Source organism: Photobacterium lutimaris (assembly GCF_003025555.1).
Lineage (GTDB): Bacteria > Pseudomonadota > Gammaproteobacteria > Enterobacterales > Vibrionaceae > Photobacterium > Photobacterium lutimaris.
The window spans coordinates 182,191-197,726 of sequence record NZ_PYMH01000002.1 but is presented as its reverse complement, the minus strand read 5'-3'; the positions used below and the strand labels follow the sequence as shown (position 1 = coordinate 197,726).

At 46.3% G+C, this 15,536-nt stretch carries 14 protein-coding genes; 7 read left to right on the top strand and 7 right to left on the bottom strand.

The genetic code is table 11. The features are described from left to right. Window positions 1-642 precede the first annotated feature (642 nt). From C9I99_RS06515 to C9I99_RS06495, 5 genes are read right to left on the bottom strand one after another with little or no spacing between them, the layout of a single operon-like run. Entirely contained in the window at window positions 643-2,412 is a 1,770-nt protein-coding gene (locus C9I99_RS06515; protein ID WP_107348066.1) for a bifunctional molybdopterin-guanine dinucleotide biosynthesis adaptor protein MobB/molybdopterin molybdotransferase MoeA, read from the bottom strand. Beyond that, window positions 2,409-2,993 (bottom strand): molybdenum cofactor guanylyltransferase MobA, encoded by a 585-nt coding sequence (mobA, locus tag C9I99_RS06510; protein WP_107348065.1) that lies wholly within the window; start codon window positions 2,991-2,993, stop codon window positions 2,409-2,411. Before mobA ends, C9I99_RS06515 begins: the two co-directional genes overlap by 4 nt. After that, window positions 2,977-3,684 (bottom strand): energy-coupling factor ABC transporter ATP-binding protein, encoded by a 708-nt coding sequence (locus tag C9I99_RS06505; RefSeq protein ID WP_107348064.1) that lies wholly within the window; start codon window positions 3,682-3,684, stop codon window positions 2,977-2,979. Before C9I99_RS06505 ends, mobA begins: the two co-directional genes overlap by 17 nt. Window positions 3,685-3,697: 13 nt before the next feature. Beyond that, a complete protein-coding gene (locus C9I99_RS06500) occupies window positions 3,698-4,399 on the bottom strand; it encodes an ABC transporter permease (RefSeq protein WP_107348063.1) in 702 nt (233 codons plus the stop codon). After that, complete coding sequence (locus C9I99_RS06495) at window positions 4,400-5,212, bottom strand: ABC transporter substrate-binding protein (RefSeq protein ID WP_107348062.1); 813 nt, start codon at window positions 5,210-5,212, stop codon at window positions 4,400-4,402. A 284-nt stretch (window positions 5,213-5,496) separates the two neighbouring features. Here C9I99_RS06495 and C9I99_RS06490 point away from each other — a divergent pair, with 284 nt between their 5' ends. Then, entirely contained in the window at window positions 5,497-6,993 is a 1,497-nt protein-coding gene (locus C9I99_RS06490) for a sigma-54-dependent transcriptional regulator (RefSeq protein ID WP_107348061.1), read from the top strand. Window positions 6,994-7,001: 8 nt separating this feature from the next. Further along, window positions 7,002-9,041: a sensor histidine kinase gene (locus C9I99_RS06485; RefSeq protein WP_243734336.1), complete on the top strand. Its 2,040-nt coding sequence runs from the start codon at window positions 7,002-7,004 to the stop codon at window positions 9,039-9,041. Between the two features lie 517 nt (window positions 9,042-9,558). Here C9I99_RS06485 and C9I99_RS06480 read toward each other — a convergent pair. Continuing rightward, a complete protein-coding gene (locus C9I99_RS06480) occupies window positions 9,559-10,713 on the bottom strand; it encodes a transglycosylase SLT domain-containing protein (RefSeq protein WP_166645367.1) in 1,155 nt (384 codons plus the stop codon). Window positions 10,714-10,966: 253 nt separating this feature from the next. Here C9I99_RS06480 and C9I99_RS06475 point away from each other — a divergent pair, with 253 nt between their 5' ends. The 5 genes from C9I99_RS06475 to C9I99_RS06455 all read left to right on the top strand — a co-directional run bounded on the left by C9I99_RS06475 (window position 10,967) and on the right by C9I99_RS06455 (window position 14,470). Continuing rightward, window positions 10,967-11,482: a lecithin retinol acyltransferase family protein gene (locus C9I99_RS06475; RefSeq protein WP_107348059.1), complete on the top strand. Its 516-nt coding sequence runs from the start codon at window positions 10,967-10,969 to the stop codon at window positions 11,480-11,482. Window positions 11,483-11,652: 170 nt separating this feature from the next. Further along, entirely contained in the window at window positions 11,653-11,934 is a 282-nt protein-coding gene (locus tag C9I99_RS06470; RefSeq protein ID WP_107348058.1) for a polyhydroxyalkanoic acid system family protein, read from the top strand. Window positions 11,935-12,166: 232 nt separating this feature from the next. After that, window positions 12,167-12,817: a phasin-related domain-containing protein gene (locus tag C9I99_RS06465; RefSeq protein ID WP_107348057.1), complete on the top strand. Its 651-nt coding sequence runs from the start codon at window positions 12,167-12,169 to the stop codon at window positions 12,815-12,817. A 45-nt stretch (window positions 12,818-12,862) separates the two neighbouring features. Continuing rightward, window positions 12,863-13,222: a phasin family protein gene (locus C9I99_RS06460; protein ID WP_107348056.1), complete on the top strand. Its 360-nt coding sequence runs from the start codon at window positions 12,863-12,865 to the stop codon at window positions 13,220-13,222. Between the two features lie 357 nt (window positions 13,223-13,579). Beyond that, the gene (locus C9I99_RS06455; RefSeq protein ID WP_243734335.1) at window positions 13,580-14,470 is read left to right on the top strand and encodes an alpha/beta hydrolase; all 891 of its coding nucleotides are present in this window, start codon (window positions 13,580-13,582) and stop codon (window positions 14,468-14,470) included. Between the two features lie 79 nt (window positions 14,471-14,549). On the opposite strand, the gene pbpG is transcribed toward C9I99_RS06455, so the two are convergent. Then, window positions 14,550-15,446, bottom strand: coding sequence for a D-alanyl-D-alanine endopeptidase (pbpG, locus tag C9I99_RS06450; protein WP_107348054.1), 897 nt, complete (start codon window positions 15,444-15,446; stop codon window positions 14,550-14,552). Window positions 15,447-15,536 lie beyond the last annotated feature (90 nt).

Sequence of the window (15,536 nt, the reverse complement as noted above, 5' to 3'; positions counted from 1 at the left end):
CTGATAGTGGATTAATTAAACTGTCAACTATTCTACCCGATATCTTCATGTTAAATGGTCTAGCCAGTGAAAAATGCTAGGAAGTACATGAAAAAATTTGGTGATAGTGACTCAAATTCAACTTAGTAATAGGTCAATTGCTATTCCAAATCACTAAGATCGATTATATATGTCACACTTATGGTTGCTAGTATAGCGTGAGAATAATTTTTTAGTGCAACTTAATACATAATTTTGTACTATTGCCGAAAACGACATAAATGACAATAACATACAAACACTTATCAATAATGATAGAAAGTCGTTTAATACCAACTTGACAAGCGAAGGTTCAGTTTAGTCGCTGGACTGGCTTTGATAGCAGGTATACAGACAGGTTGTCAGTAATTGACGAACAATGGCTAGGTTACTTTATCTGAGCAATTCAAAGAGGCTATGTACAAACGTAGCACAATAAACCAACTTCTAGACGTGTAGAAGCTCAGGAAAAATAAAGTAGCACGGAAGCTGCAAAAAATAAGCACTCAGTAAACGGTGGCTTACACGCCGTTTGCTGAGTGCTCATAATAATGCAGTAAATCTCTCAGGTTGGAAGTCTCTGCTACTGTGTTTGAACAGGGCAGAGACCATCCCTTCGACCGTTTATATACGGTTTTCCAGCGGAATTACGCGTACTTTTTCACCAATCTCCACACCCGGTTGCTCGGGTAAGATCTCAATCAAGCAGTTGGCTTCGCTCATTGAACGCAAGATCCCTGAACCTTGCTTGCCGGCACTTCTTACTGTCAGGCGACCGTTGGCGTCGATACCAAACACACCACGGCTGTATTCTGTGCGGCCAGGGCGAGAGCGTAGCTTCTCTTCGGCAACAGCATTAAAGTATGGAGCCTGCCATTCAGGTATGCCTTGAAGCTTGCGAATGGCGGGCTCAACGAACTGCATAAATACGACCATAACCGCGACAGGGTTACCCGGCAGGCCAAAGAAAGGGGTTGTATCAATATGGCCAAAAGCGAGTGGGCGTCCTGGCCTCATATTGATACGCCAGAAATTGATTTGCCCCAATTTGTCGAGAACCGTTTTGATGTAATCGGCATCGCCTACCGAAACACCCCCTGAAGAGAGGATAAGATCTGCTTGCTGGCTAGCTGATGTCAGCGTTGCTTCCAGTGCTTGTTCACTGTCTTCGATGATACCCAGATCAATCACGTCACAGCCGATTTTGCTCAGCATGGCATGCAGAGTGTAGCGGTTTGAATCGTAGATACAGTTCGGTTTCTGCATTTCACCTGGGTGTTGTACTTCGTCACCGGTTGAAAATATCGCCACTTTAACTTGAGGGCGGATAGTCACAGAGTCTAACCCCAGCGAAGCGATCATACCCAGTTCAGGTGCCGTGATTTGTGTTCCAGCACGAACAGCCGCTTGGCCGATTGCCAGATCTTCACCGGCTTGGCGGACATTTTGGCCTGGTTTTATTGCCCCCATGCTTAAATCGAAGGTGACGCTGTCACCACTCTGGGTCGCTTGCTCACGCATGATGACGGTGTCGGCATTTTGCGGTACCGGCGCCCCTGTCATGATGCGAACGGCCTCACCGGAGACCAGTGGCTGGTCGTAGCTATGGCCTGCCATCACCTGCGCGACGACTTGGTAACTGTCTCGGTTTAAATCATCGCTACGAATGGCGTAGCCATCCATTGCGGAATTGGTGTGCTGGGGCACATTTACCGGTGATAAAATATCATTTGCGACAATTTGTCCCAAAGCATCTTTAAGTGCAACGGTTGTTTCAGCGGAAGGTGCGACAATCTGGGTCAAGATCCTATCACGGCCCTCGGCCACTGATAACATACCCGACGGGTCGAGGTCGCTGCACTGCAATGATTGGCCAGAGTGCTGTTGGGCATAATCGGCAACAAACTGTGTCAGCTTGCTGAGATCATTGATATCCAATTGGGGTAGATCAGCCTCGGCCGGCACGTCAGAAGCAATCGCGATTATGTTTTTGTCTTCGGGAAATAGCCAAGGCTTGCCGATTTCTTCACGGTGTAGTTCTATCTTTGGAAAGCTCAGTTTTTTGAAACCTTCAATGAGGATCAGATCTAGCGCGTTAAGATCAAGCTGAGCGATTAATTGTGGCAGGCTAGCTTCTTCGTCCGGGGTCTCGGTTACCATCGCTCGACGGTATCGGGATGATATTAGCATTTGTGCGGCACCGGCCTTACGGAGGCGGTATGAGTCCTTGCCTTCTTTATCGATGTCAAAGTTATGGTGGGCGTGTTTGATCACTGCGACTCGAATACCATGTTCAACTAATTTTGGCAGCATCGCTTCTAGCAGTGTCGTTTTACCTGTTCCGCTCCATGCGGCAAAGCCAAGTATCGGCAGGGTAGATTGAATTGGGTTCATAATGCTTGTCCGAATTGTTCCAGTTCTTCAGGCGTGTTGAGGTTCACAAAGGCATTGGGTTGATCACTGAAATCAACGGTGATCATATTGCACTGGCGATAGAGCAAAATGATTTTCCGGTCGCCATTTTCCAAAAACTGCTCAAGTTTGGGCAAAACGCGGCGGTTAACCAGTGTAACGACCGGTTGAATATGTTCGCCGTCATGGGCGACAGCAATATCAGTATTGCTATCGCAGGCGTTGCTCATTCTGGTGACGAGATCGGCAGGTAGAGCGGGGCAGTCACAAGGTACAAAGCCAACCCATTCCGTATCAAGATGATGTAAGGCGGCATGCATACCGCCCAGTGGGCCTGGATAGTTCTTAATGTGATCACCAAATACTGTACCGTATTGACGATAGGTATCTTGATTTCGGTTAGCGTTAATGGTGATAGAAGCGGTTTGTGTACCAAGGATGTCGATGACATGTTCGATCATTGCTCGCCCAGCAAGCGTGACGAGTCCTTTGTCATTTCCACCCATTCGGCTGGCTTGACCGCCAGCCAAAATGACCCAGCTTGTGTTATCCGGCGTAGGCATATTTGTTATTGTCCTCGTCAACGAGCTGAAGATCAGCACGTTCAATGAGTTGAGAGTCTGAAATTGTCCATTGGCGACGGCATAACTCTGTTAGCGCATTCTTTTGGTGGCTGGTGATCACTAAGCTGGAACCGCGAGAGAGCAGATCTTTGCACAGGATAACCAAGCGTTCGGTCGACTCTTGGTCAAGACTGGCACTGGATTCATCCATCAACAGCACCGCAGGCTTAATGACCCATGCTCGGGCCATAGCGACTCGTTGCCGTTCTCCACCGGAAAGTACAGAAATATGTTCATCGGCCAATGTTTCCAAGCCTACCATACGAAGGGCATTGATCGCCTCTGTTCGTCGGCTACGACGTTCTCGAACGGTGAATTTAAGACCATAACAGACATTATCCAGCACGGTACCGTCGAACATATAAGGGGTTTGGTGCATATATATCACCCCGTTGTTGGATTGGGCGCAAAATAAACGTCGTAAGATAGACGGCTTATTGATGTTGATAGAGCCTGTTGTCGGACGTTGTAATCCACTAAGGATCTTTAGCAACGTTGTTTTTCCTACACCATTATCGCCACTTAGATAAACAGCATCTCTTGGTCCGAGAACAAGGTTAGGGATATGAAATAAGAGCCTGTCTTTGAACCTAACCGATAGGTCTGTGGCCTCGATAGAGAGTTGTGTCATCAAATTCTCCGGCTTAGTTCGTACGCAGGTGGGCTTTGCCACGCGCAACAGATAGGAAGAAGTTTAGCCCTAATGCCAAAATCAGTAGCACCATTCCTAAGGCAACACCTTGTGCAAACGCCCCTTTGGAGCTTTCTAATGCAATGGCGGTTGGAATATTCCGTGTTGAGTTGAGGATATTACCACCAACCATCATGGAGCAGCCAACTTCTGTGATCACCCGACTAAATGCGGCAATGATCGCGGCAAGAAGAGGGAAGCGGCTTTCCCACATCAGGCTCATGAAGGCCCTTGGTAAGCTGGCTCCTAAAGTCAGGGCTGTTTCCCAAGCCCGTTTATCACTATTTTGAAAAGCGGCATGCATCATAGACACGAGTATCGGTAAACAAATTAGCATTTGGCCCAAAATCATAGCTTGTTGGGTGAACAGCATTTTCCAATCGCCAAGCGGCCCAGACCGTGAAAGTAGCATATACAGCAACAAGCCGATCACCACCGTCGGGATTGATTGGCAGGTATTGAACAATGACAGAATTAGCCAACGCCCAGGGAATCGACCGTAGGCGAGGGCAAAGCTGATCAGCAGTGCTGGCAATAGCACAATGCCAATTGCCAGCAGTGATACCGAGAATGAAACACCAACGATACCCCATAGAGCGGGATCACCGCCCATAAGGAGTTGGATCGCTTGGTGTGTGGTTTGCCAGATATCCATTTATTGCGCAATAGCATCCGCGACGAAGAGTTGTTCGCCGTGTCGCTTATAATTGTTGATCATGGCTTGTGCTTTTGAGTTTACCAACCAGTCGCTGAATGATTTTGCGCCTTGGTAGTTGATGTCAGGGTAACGGCTTGGGTTCACAAGAATGACTTGATAAGGGTTGAAGAGGCGGGCGTCACCTTGCAGCACGATTTTTAGATCAAGCTTGTTTTGGTATGCCAGCCAGGTACCACGGTCAGTCATGGTGTAAGCCTGCAACTCAGATGCCATATTCAGCGTCGGTCCCATGCCTTGGCCAACTGCTTTGTAGCCACCGAAGTTTGGTTCTATCTTAGTTTGCGCCCAAAGGTTGAGTTCTTTTTTGTGGGTACCTGAATCGTCACCACGGGAAACGAAGGTTTCGTTGTCGTTAGCAATGGTCTTCAGGGCTTTGGCGACATCGGTGACATCAGTGATGTCTGCTGGATCAGATTTAGGGCCAACAATCACAAAATCGTTGTGCATCAATTTACGCGGCAGCACACCGAAGCCTTTCTCAACGAACGCAGCCTCTGCTTTAGGGGCGTGGGTCATTACCAAGTCGACATCGCCGTTTTCACCCATACGAAGAGACTTACCCGTCCCAGCGGCAAGCACTTCGACGGTGTAGCCGGTGTCTTTTTTGAATTCAGGTAGCAGGTAATCCAATAGACCAGAGTGATATGTACTGGTCGTTGTCGCCAATCGCACCGTCATATTCTCTGCAGCTTGAATCGTAGCTGAAGAAGCAAGGGCCAACACAATAAGAGTTGTTTTTAATAATTTCATAGGTATTCCTGACTGAACGTCATTTGTTATTTATTCTACGCAAGTGAGGGGCGCTATCCAAAGGAGATATTCCCATTGCTATGAACGAATCATTAAGCAAATCAAGTGCCAACTTGAACTTGTTGCGTATGATACCTATAGTTTTGATTGTAAGATAATGATTTAAAACAAAATTATATTTAATTCTCATAATATCTAAAAAACATTTTGAAACATCTTTGACAGAGAGATTGATACTGGGACAAAATGTCTCACCACTATAACCATAATGTATTTACTTTTTTATGTCTGATAATGCGTCGGTGTCATGGTCTGCGGTTTCAGTTCTGGTTGTTGATGATGAGCCAGGGATGCGCGCCATTCTGAAAAAAGCGCTGAGCAAACAGTTTGCTCAGGTTGATGTTGCAGGAAGTATTGAAGAAGCGGAAGCGCTTCGTAAACGTTGTCATTTTGATCTGCTCATCGTGGATATTAATTTACCGGGCCGCTCAGGTATTGAGTGGCATGAAGCCTTTGACCCTCAGACTCGCCGTAGTGATGTTATTTTTATGACCGGCTATGCCGACTTAGAAACGGCTATTCGGGCACTACGGGCTGGCGCTTCAGATTTTATTCTTAAGCCGTTCAATTTGGATCAGATGATGCAGTCGGTACAGCGCTGTATTGAACGACGCTTGGTCGAAAGGCAGAATTTTGCCTTGCAACGCGATGTGGAGCGAAGTTACCCGGTTGATATTATTGGTGATGCACATAGCACTCTGTCAATGAAAAAGCTGATAGGGCAAATTGCGCCTTCACAAGCTGCCGTACTGGTTGAAGGCGAGTCGGGGACGGGCAAGGAACTCGTTGCCCGAGCGCTACACCAGTTGAGCAATCGCAGTGGCCCTTTTGTCCCGCTTAACTGTGGTGCGATAGCGCCGGATTTGCTCGAAAGTGAATTGTTTGGTCATGTCTCGGGCGCGTTTACCGGTGCAAAGAAAGGGCGTGAAGGGCTATTTCGGGTAGCAAACAACGGGACATTGTTTCTGGATGAGATCGGTGAAATGCCCCTGTCGATGCAGTCCTCGTTGCTGCGTGCCTTGGAGCAAAAAGCGATTCGCCCGGTAGGTGCAGAACGCGAAGTGAAGGTCGATGTCAGGATTGTCGCGGCGACTAACCGAAACTTAAAAGAAGAAGTGGCAGAAGGACGGTTCCGCCGTGATCTGTATTATCGCCTAAATGTGCTGACCATCGAGTTACCCGCGTTACGTGAACGGTTAGATGATATTCCTGCGCTTGCGCACCACTTCACCCAGCAGTTGGCTAAAGATCTTGGCTCTAAACCGGTGAACTGGATGCATGAAGATATCAGTGCAATGCAAGCCTATGATTGGCCGGGCAACATACGTGAGCTGCGCAATATGATGGAACGCTGCTTGCTGCTGGGCAAGCCACCTGCAGATTATTGGCGCGAGTTGGCTGGTGAAGCTCCTTCTGGGACTGATATTTCCAGTGACCCTGTCACTGAACGTGAACCGCTGCCTGATGATACAATTGCCACAAAAGGCAGTGAAAACCACCAGCCTTGCCGCTGCCATGATACTGACAGTGGAGAGACAACCTATTGTTACCCTAGTGATTGGACTCTGAAAGATGTGGAAAAAGCGCATATCATGCAGGTCGTTGATTCCCATGCTGGCAATAAGTCGGCCGCCGCGAGACAACTCGGTGTGGCGCGTAAAACGCTGGAGCGCAAATTCAAGGAATGGACGGATGACGTCCTGAGCGCAACAGAACAATAAGGTTAACGATGAAACAATGCATTGCGATTTGGGTTCGACGCTTTCGGACTATGGTACGTTACCGGCTACTCCTGCTAACGTCTGTGCCCATTGTCATTACCTTGTTGGCATTGATCGCCCTGACTATGTACTGGACGGTGATGTACACTTGGCAAAATGCGCTGATGAATGTCCGAGCTGATTTAGCCGTTGCGCATCATAGTATGGAATTGTTGCAAAAAGAGCAGCGAATGCGGCTTGGGTCGCTAACGGGATCCTACCAATTTCAGACCTTGCTAAGAAAGGATCCAAGCCAACTTATTGACTGGGTCAAACGGCAGGCAGGTGAATACGATCTGGATTTTGTGGTGATCCACCCGGCGTCAGCCTTAGGGGAGTTTCCAAAAGCGAATCGGCAGTTACTGCAAAAGGGCCAGGAGCAAACCTTTTTCGAGCGATTAGCCGCTCACGAATTGAATTATCTTCATTCTGATCTCCCTGCTCGGGCTCAAATTCCATTGTTGAGTGAAAAGACCTTGGTATCCGATGGCTTGATAAGCCGCAGCTTGATTCCGATCTTCAACCAGACCGGCGATTTACAGTGGATTGTTGATGGTGGGATTTTGCTCAATAACAGTACTCAGCTTGTCGATCGTATTCGTGATTTGGTGTATGCCTCAGACACCTTGCCTGAAGGGAGTATTGGCACCGTTACGTTGTTTATGAGTGATATACGGGTCAGTACTAATGTGCCTTTGGACAGTAGCCAACTAAACGGGCGAGCGGTAGGGACACGCGTTTCAGATGACGTTAAAGCGTCGGTACTCAAGCAGGGTGAAATGTGGGTGGATCGGGCCTTCGTCTATGACGATTGGTATGTTTCTGCTTATGAGCCCTTGAAAGATTACAACGGCAACATTATCGGTATGCTTTATACCGGATATCTAGAATGGCCGATGATTAAGATTTACCTGACGAATATTGTTGAGCTAGGAGCCGGGATCCTCATTGTCTTACTGATCTCTGGGGGCGTTGTATATCGCGGTGCCAGAGATTTGTTCAGGCCCATCGAAAAGATGCACCAAGTTGTTTCGGCTATTCAATTAGGGCTTGATCGCCGTATAGGAAGTTTGGATCTTACCCGTGGCCATGAGCTACAAATTCTCGGCAAACAGTTTGATACCATGCTGGACCAATTGCACCAGCGTAATGAAGCGATAAAGCAGGCGTCGGTCCAACTCGAAGACAAGGTACAGAGGCGTACCCAAAGTTTAAGTGAGAAAACCGAAGAGTTAGAGCAGCACATTAAATTGTTGAACCAAGCCAGAAGTAAATTGGTCAGTAATGAAAAACTGGCAGCGTTAGGTGAGCTTACTGCTGGGATTGCCCATGAAATCAATAACCCGACAGCGGTTATCTTGGGCAACGTAGAGTTGATGCAATTGGAGTTGGGGAATGAAACCGAACGAGTTCGTGAAGAGCTAGAAGCCATTCATGAGCAGATAGATCGCATTCGAAATATTACCCGTAGTTTATTGCAATACAGCCGCCAAGGCGGCGTGCAAGATGAAGTAACCTGGCAGCATTTGAATCCGATTGTCGAAGAAAGCTTAACCTTGGTGAGAAGCGGGACGAAAAAATTTGATGTTGAGATCCATACTGCGCTTAATGCACGCTGTAGTGTTGAAGTGAACCGCCATCAAATGCTCCAAGTGCTCGTGAACCTACAGATGAACGGTATTCATGCGATGGATGATCGAGGCGTACTGCATGTCTGTACGGAAGACTGGTTGGATGCAAGCGGTCAGCCTATCGGGGCGATGGTGAAGATCATTGACCACGGCTGCGGGATTAGCGAAGAGCATATAGAGCGGATTTTTAATCCATTTTATACCACCAGAAGAAGTGGAACCGGGCTCGGGCTTTCCGTAAGCCAAGGTATTGTTAGTGGTATCGGCGGGGAAATCATAGTGGAGTCGGAAATAGGGAAAGGGTCGGTGTTTACTGTCTATCTTCCGGAAAAAGCGAATAGTGACGACAAGATGGCTGTTGATTTAGAAACAATTTGATTGTGACGAAAAGTAAAAAGGGCATGTTGTTAACATGCCCTTTTTACTTTAATGAACGCTTTAATAGTAAAAGTTTCATTGCTAATTACCGTTCGGTGGTTACATAAGTACAAGGCCGATAACCATAAAGGCAAGACTTGTGAAAATCGTGCGTGTGATAATGCCAGTGTGAGTGGGATTAATCATTTCCTGATGCTGCATATATTACCCTTTTATGACAAATTGAAGATCTTTGTGATTTTATTTTCACTTTTTCATCATAGATCAAATTTCTCATGAATAAAGCACTATTTGATGAATTTGTGGATACTATCCAATTTGTATGACCTATTCTGACTGCGCATAAATATTTCGGGCATTATTTTATGAATCTGAAAATTGCAGTTTTATCACTCGGAGCCTTGCTTCAATTCTTTGCCTTTATATTGCTTTTTACTCAGGTTTAGCGGAGGGGATCCATCTGGCGACACTCGTATCAGTTGCCGCGATGGCTTGCATGTTGGCTGTTAGGCATTTGTTATTCGTTCAGCGATAACTTTGGTATCAGTAGTTTTTGTCCTGCAAAGATAGTCGCCCCATTAAGATTATTAACTTGCTTAAGTAAATCGACTGAAATGTTGTTGATGTAAGCGAGTTGATTCAGCGAGTCGCCCACTTTAATGTCGTAGACATCATAGGTTTGTTTAGCATAGGTTCGTGCATTTTTATGTTCAAAAAACTGGGTTTTGTTTTTTATGGGCATTAATATTTTATTGTCTTTGTCTCGCAGGGTATATCCCGCTGTGAAGCCTGGGTTGTAATGATAAAGCTCCTTGCTGGATAAGCCTGAGTAGGCAGCTACTGTGCCAAGTTTTACCCTTCTACTGATTGTGATTTCATCGAGGACGGCCTCAGCCTTTATCGGATGCAGGGGAATGTCATAGCGGTAGTCATGGTGTTTGACTAAGTCTGCCATGGCCAAGAGTTTAGGAACGTAATGGCGTGTTTCTTTGGGTAACTCTAAAGACCAGAAGTCAGTAGATTTTCCCTGTTTTTTATTCTGCTTGATAGCCGTTCTGACCCGGCCGCCGCCGGTATTATAGGCGGCGATGGCGTGGAGCCAGTTTTCATCGAACTTATCGTAAAGGTATTCCAATAAATCTAGCGCGGCGTCGGTTGAAGAGACAATATCCCGCCTGCCGTCATAGCCTTTGATAATATCTAGGCCGAATGTTTTACCGGTTGGTTCAGTAAATTGCCATAGACCCGCCGCCCCTTTATGGGAATAGGCAAATTGATCAAAGCTGCTCTCGACGAAGGGCAGCAGTACCAGTTCGATGGGTAAGTCGCGGGCACTGACTTGTTGATATATATAGTGGAGGAACGGTTCCGCACGGGCGGTAACCTTCTCAATATGGTAGGGGTTGTTCACATACCAGCGTTTGTAATAACGGATTGTGCGGTTATTGGGCACTGTCATGCTAAATTCGCTCGCCAAGAGATCCCATATATCGGGTTCGTGAGAGGCTTCAACAGCGGAACCTGTGGCTATGAAGCTGCCTGCAAATAATCGACTGTCGATTTCACATTGGTCATTAGCATCATCAGGCAGAGGCTGGATTGAAGGCGTTGGGGGGATTGCATTGGCCTGATCTACCGTCGGAACTGTTTGGCATCCAATTGCGAAACTCATGAACAAATACAAAAATAATATTCTAATGATCATAATAAAGTATCGTCAGTCAAAAAATTATTGTGTTTTCTGTCATTATTTTGACGTTAATTTTATGGTAGCAGTGTTCGAAAGGATTGGTAGCAAGTTTCAAAGGTAATGCGCAAGATTTGCCGATAAAATCTGTTCTTACTCAAAATGAGACAAATTTCACATTATTGCGCAGCAACAGCTAGGCTTTACGATACTGATAGCGACTTGGATAGATGTATTTATGCACAGCACGAATTTCCCAGCCGGTACGGTATTAAGGATTCGCTGTAGTACTTACTGGCACTACGGAATCGCTGATGGGTATGGCTATGTTATTCATAATTCGAAAAAATGGCGGCGAATAGAGCGGGAAACAGAGCCTGAATTTTCTGAAGGCCGACGGATTGAGGTGAGTGATATTGCCGGGGAGAACCCACGACAAGCTGTAAGTTATGCCAGATCGAAACTTGGGCGGAGCTATAACTTATTCAGTCAAAACTGTGAGCAATTTGTTCGTGAAGCCCATGGGTTACCCATTGAATGTACCCAGTTTCAGCGACTGGTTGTTGCGGCAGCTGGTGGGTATATGACGCTTAGTGCTCCCTCGACATTAATAAAAATGGCTGGGATGGGGTTATTTCTTGGTGCCGTTCTCACCTCCTCGGAAAAACAGCCTTATCAAAATGCAGTAAAAGGTGCGAAACTGGCGGTAGGGGCTAGTTTGATCTTACCGACATTGCTACGTCGTATTCTGTAATGTGTACAACCGTTGGTTAATCATCCGTAATATTGACAGGTGAGGACTATTCCTATGAGGCATCTGCAACAAATTTCAATTTGTTAGATCTCGCCCACAGAAATTTTTGTGGTTAGGTCGTATGTTAACAAAAGGTGACTGAGTAAATACACTAATGCGCGAGAACTTCTGTGACGATTTTAATTGAACGTCATCATGACAGAGCACATGATGACATTACTATGCTAAGCGAGAAAATTGCAGGTCAGCTTGAACAGGAGTATGGCCTTACTTGGTCCTGGCAAGACGATAAAATGCATATCAAACACTCTTCAGCAAAAGGTTACTTACATGCTGAAGAAGGAAAAATAACGATTCAGCTTCAGCTTGTCGGTTTCGCTGCTGCTTTTTTTGGCCCAACAATCGAAAGCCATATTACAGAACAGCTTGATAGATATTTGCTGGCGAGTTAATTGACAGCATCTTATGTATTTCCCAAAGAGCTCATTTCGAGCTCTTTTTTTATCGCTATGATTTTTCTTGCTTTCCTCCATCCCCTCTGTGATCCATATCAAATACATGACCTCTAAAACGATAAAGTGTTGTTTTAGGGAGAACATTCTAATTGAAATTCGTAAATTACATACAAGCAGTCAGGCAAAACCCACTGGCTGGCACTATCGCAAAAGTATGGAGGGGAAACTGATGGGCATTTTTAAACAGACTGCGGAAGAATCAAACAAAGAGCAGATTCGTGACGCAATGGTATACAACATTTGGTTAGCAGGCCTTGGTGCTTATGCTAAGAGCGCTGAGGAAGTGAATCAGATTTCTGACAAGGGCAAGAGCCTTTTCGATGAGTTGATTGAGCGTGGACGCGCGGTTGAATCAAAAACCAAAGAGCGAGTTCACACAGCACGCAGCCAGACTTCTGTCGCGATTGAAGAACGCATGCATAACATGGTTCAGAAATTCATTGGCCTGGATAATGATCGCCTTGACCGTGTTGACGACAAGATTGATCAGCTAACCGCCAGCATTGAAGCGTTAGTGGAGCGTCATCAGGCGCAAGCTGAGAAAAAGCCGGCACCACGTAAGCGCACCGCTGTGAAAGCGACTGAGAAAGCAGCACCTGCCGCCAAGAAACCAAGTGTTGCACGCCGTAAAGCCGTGAAAGCCGCTCAGCCTGTTCCTGCCGCGAAACCAGAGGCAGAGAAGAAAGAGGTTGAAGCGCCGGTAAAGCCACAGACCGTAGCAGCAACTAACGCTGTTGCGGAACCTAAGGCAAAAGCTGAAGTCCAGGTGGCTCAAAGCGCGAGCAAGCCAACTGAAAGTACAAAACCTGAAGTGGTATAAGCATACGAGCGTGCTTAAAGCAAGATAACGTAAGAGGATAGGATTATGAGCAACAATACAGTAGTGAAAGCGGCAAAAAATGTCGTAGAAAGTGGTGAAGGCATTGCACGTAACATTTGGTTAGCAGGCCTTGGTATTTACAGCCGTAGCTTGGAAGAAGCGCAGCAGATCAATGAGAAATCAAACAATATGTTTGATGAGCTTGTAGAACGCGGTAAAGAAGTGGAAATTCAAGCAAAAGAGTGCATTGGTAAAAACACGGAAAAAGCAACAGAAGAAGTAGAAGCAGGTATGAATGATCTGTTCTACCGTCTGAGTGGCGTTGACCGTGAGAAGCTTGAGCGTATGGACGAGAAAATCGACAAACTGACTCAAGCCGTTGAGAAATTGGCAGAAGCAGAGTAACTGCCAATACGGGGCTACGTTAATGCCAGCCAGACAAGAAGTAGCCCCGGGCTGAGCAACCGTTCCCAGTCTGCAGGTTGTAAAGCCTTTAGGTTGCGCGTGGGCCATGCACGCGCACCTTTTTTGCATTTTATCTGCCTTTACCGGCAGAGCTTTTTTACACCCTGAAAAAATAATTATTTGAGCCTTAAATTACAGAATATTAGGCATTTCTTTTCGAAACACATCATTTTTTTGCGACCAGATATTGACCAAACCCCTTGTTTAATTCTAACTTTGTAAATGAATTGTAAATAGTAGGTGGCGTATATGGAGAGTTGGCGTAATAGGGCTTTCAACAAGGTTTTATTCCGAATCATGCGGCAACGTCTTGCAAACTGTGAATCAACCGAAGAGATGCGAGATCTCATATTATCTATTGATAACTATGGACCATTTATTGCTGCACCAAAGGGGATGGAGATCACGCCGACTCGTTTTTCTGACGTATCCTGTGATTGGGTCGATATGCCTAAAAGTAGCGGAAACAAGATCATCCTCTACTTCCATGGTGGGGGCTTTTGCTTCCATAGCCCGAAAATCCACAGTGCGCTCCTGGGCCGACTGGCCAACCACACTAAATCGCGCGGTCTGATGGTTAACTATCGGTTAGCACCGGAAAACCCTTATCCTGCGGCCCCAGACGACTGCTTTGCGGTTTATCGGGGGTTACTGGTCAAAGGGTACCACCCACACCAGATCTTCTTTGCAGGGGACTCTGCAGGCGGTAATTTAGTGCTGACAACCATGCTACGTATCCGTGAAGCCAAGTTGCCTCAGCCTGCTGGTGGTATTTTGATGTCACCAGTATCGGATATGGCGGTAACCGGAGAATCGGCTTTTAAGAAATGTAAGGATGATCCTTTCTTTGATTTGAGCACCTTGCTCTTGATGCGCAATAACTATATCGGTATGCAGAACCCCTGTGACCCCGATATATCGCCTTATTACGCAGAACATCATGACCTTCCTCCGACCTTTGTCACCTGTGGTACTGAAGAGCTTTTGATGGATGATGCTATCCATTTAGCGGAGCGCTTAGGTGAAGCGGGCAATGATGTGACGATCAACGTTGTCAAAGGCGTGCCGCATGTGTATCCGCTGTTTTACCAACTTGGTGAAGCAAGGGATGCAGTAAAGCTAATGGCTGGGTTTATTCAAGATAAATTCAAAGAGGCTGGTGAGTCGATTGATAAGAAAGCGAGCTAACGTCCCCATGCTTATTTAGGCTTCTTGGATCAACCGAGCCCTATTTCAGGGCTCTATTGGTTCAATAGCAACTGAACGTTTAATGGACCAGTGTTGAAAGCTTTTGCTTTTGGTAGTGCATGGCTGATTCTGATACGTTTCCGCTTTTACCGCTTTGTAACCACTTCTTGATTCTTCCCGCATCACCAATCGGCGTGAGCTTGCCGTAAGCATCCAGCGTCACAATCAGTAATTGCTTGCCCTCCACGTGAGTGATCATCGCCAAGCAGTGACCCGCAATATCCAAATACCCGGTTTTGCTTAGTTCGACATCCCACTTCTGGCCCCTGACCAAGGCATTAGTGTTGGTATAGCCCAGTTTGTAGCGTGGTTTTTTAAAATAAGCCGTATGTACCGGTGTGGTACTGTATTTTTTTATCTTGGGATACTGATAAGCGGCTTTGATCATTTTAGTGATGTCTGCGGCAGTAGAAACGTTGTTTGGGTTCAAGCCAGAGCTATCGACAAAAACAGTATCGGTCATACCCAATGCTTTGGCTTTGGTGTTCATGGCTTTGATGAAGGCTTCATAACCGCCAGGGTATTGCCGCGCCAGGGCCGCCGTTGCGAGGTTCTCAGAAGACATGAGGGCAATGTGAAGGGCATTACCTCGGCTGAGGGTTGAACCCATCCTGATGCGTGAATAGCCGTCGTATATCCTTTCTTTATCTATCTTATTAAATGAAATCGCTTCATCCAGTGGCAGTTTGGCGTCCAACACAACCATTGCCATCATCACTTTGGTTAATGAGGCAATAGGCATCACGATATCGGCATTTTTCTGGAATAACGTCTTATTGGCATCGAGATCAGTCACAAACGTGCTGACTGATGCGGTCTGAATGTTATCCGTCTGCAGTTTGCTGGCATGGGAGGTTGTTATAAATAAGGCCAGACTGAGGGTAACGAGTATATTGAGATGGCGAAACAAAACCACTCCTTGTTTGTCGTAATGGTTTATTACAAGTTCTTGACAAGAGTAGCTTGGTAGCAGGTGGTGGTAAAGTGAGTTTCTTGTTAATTATCG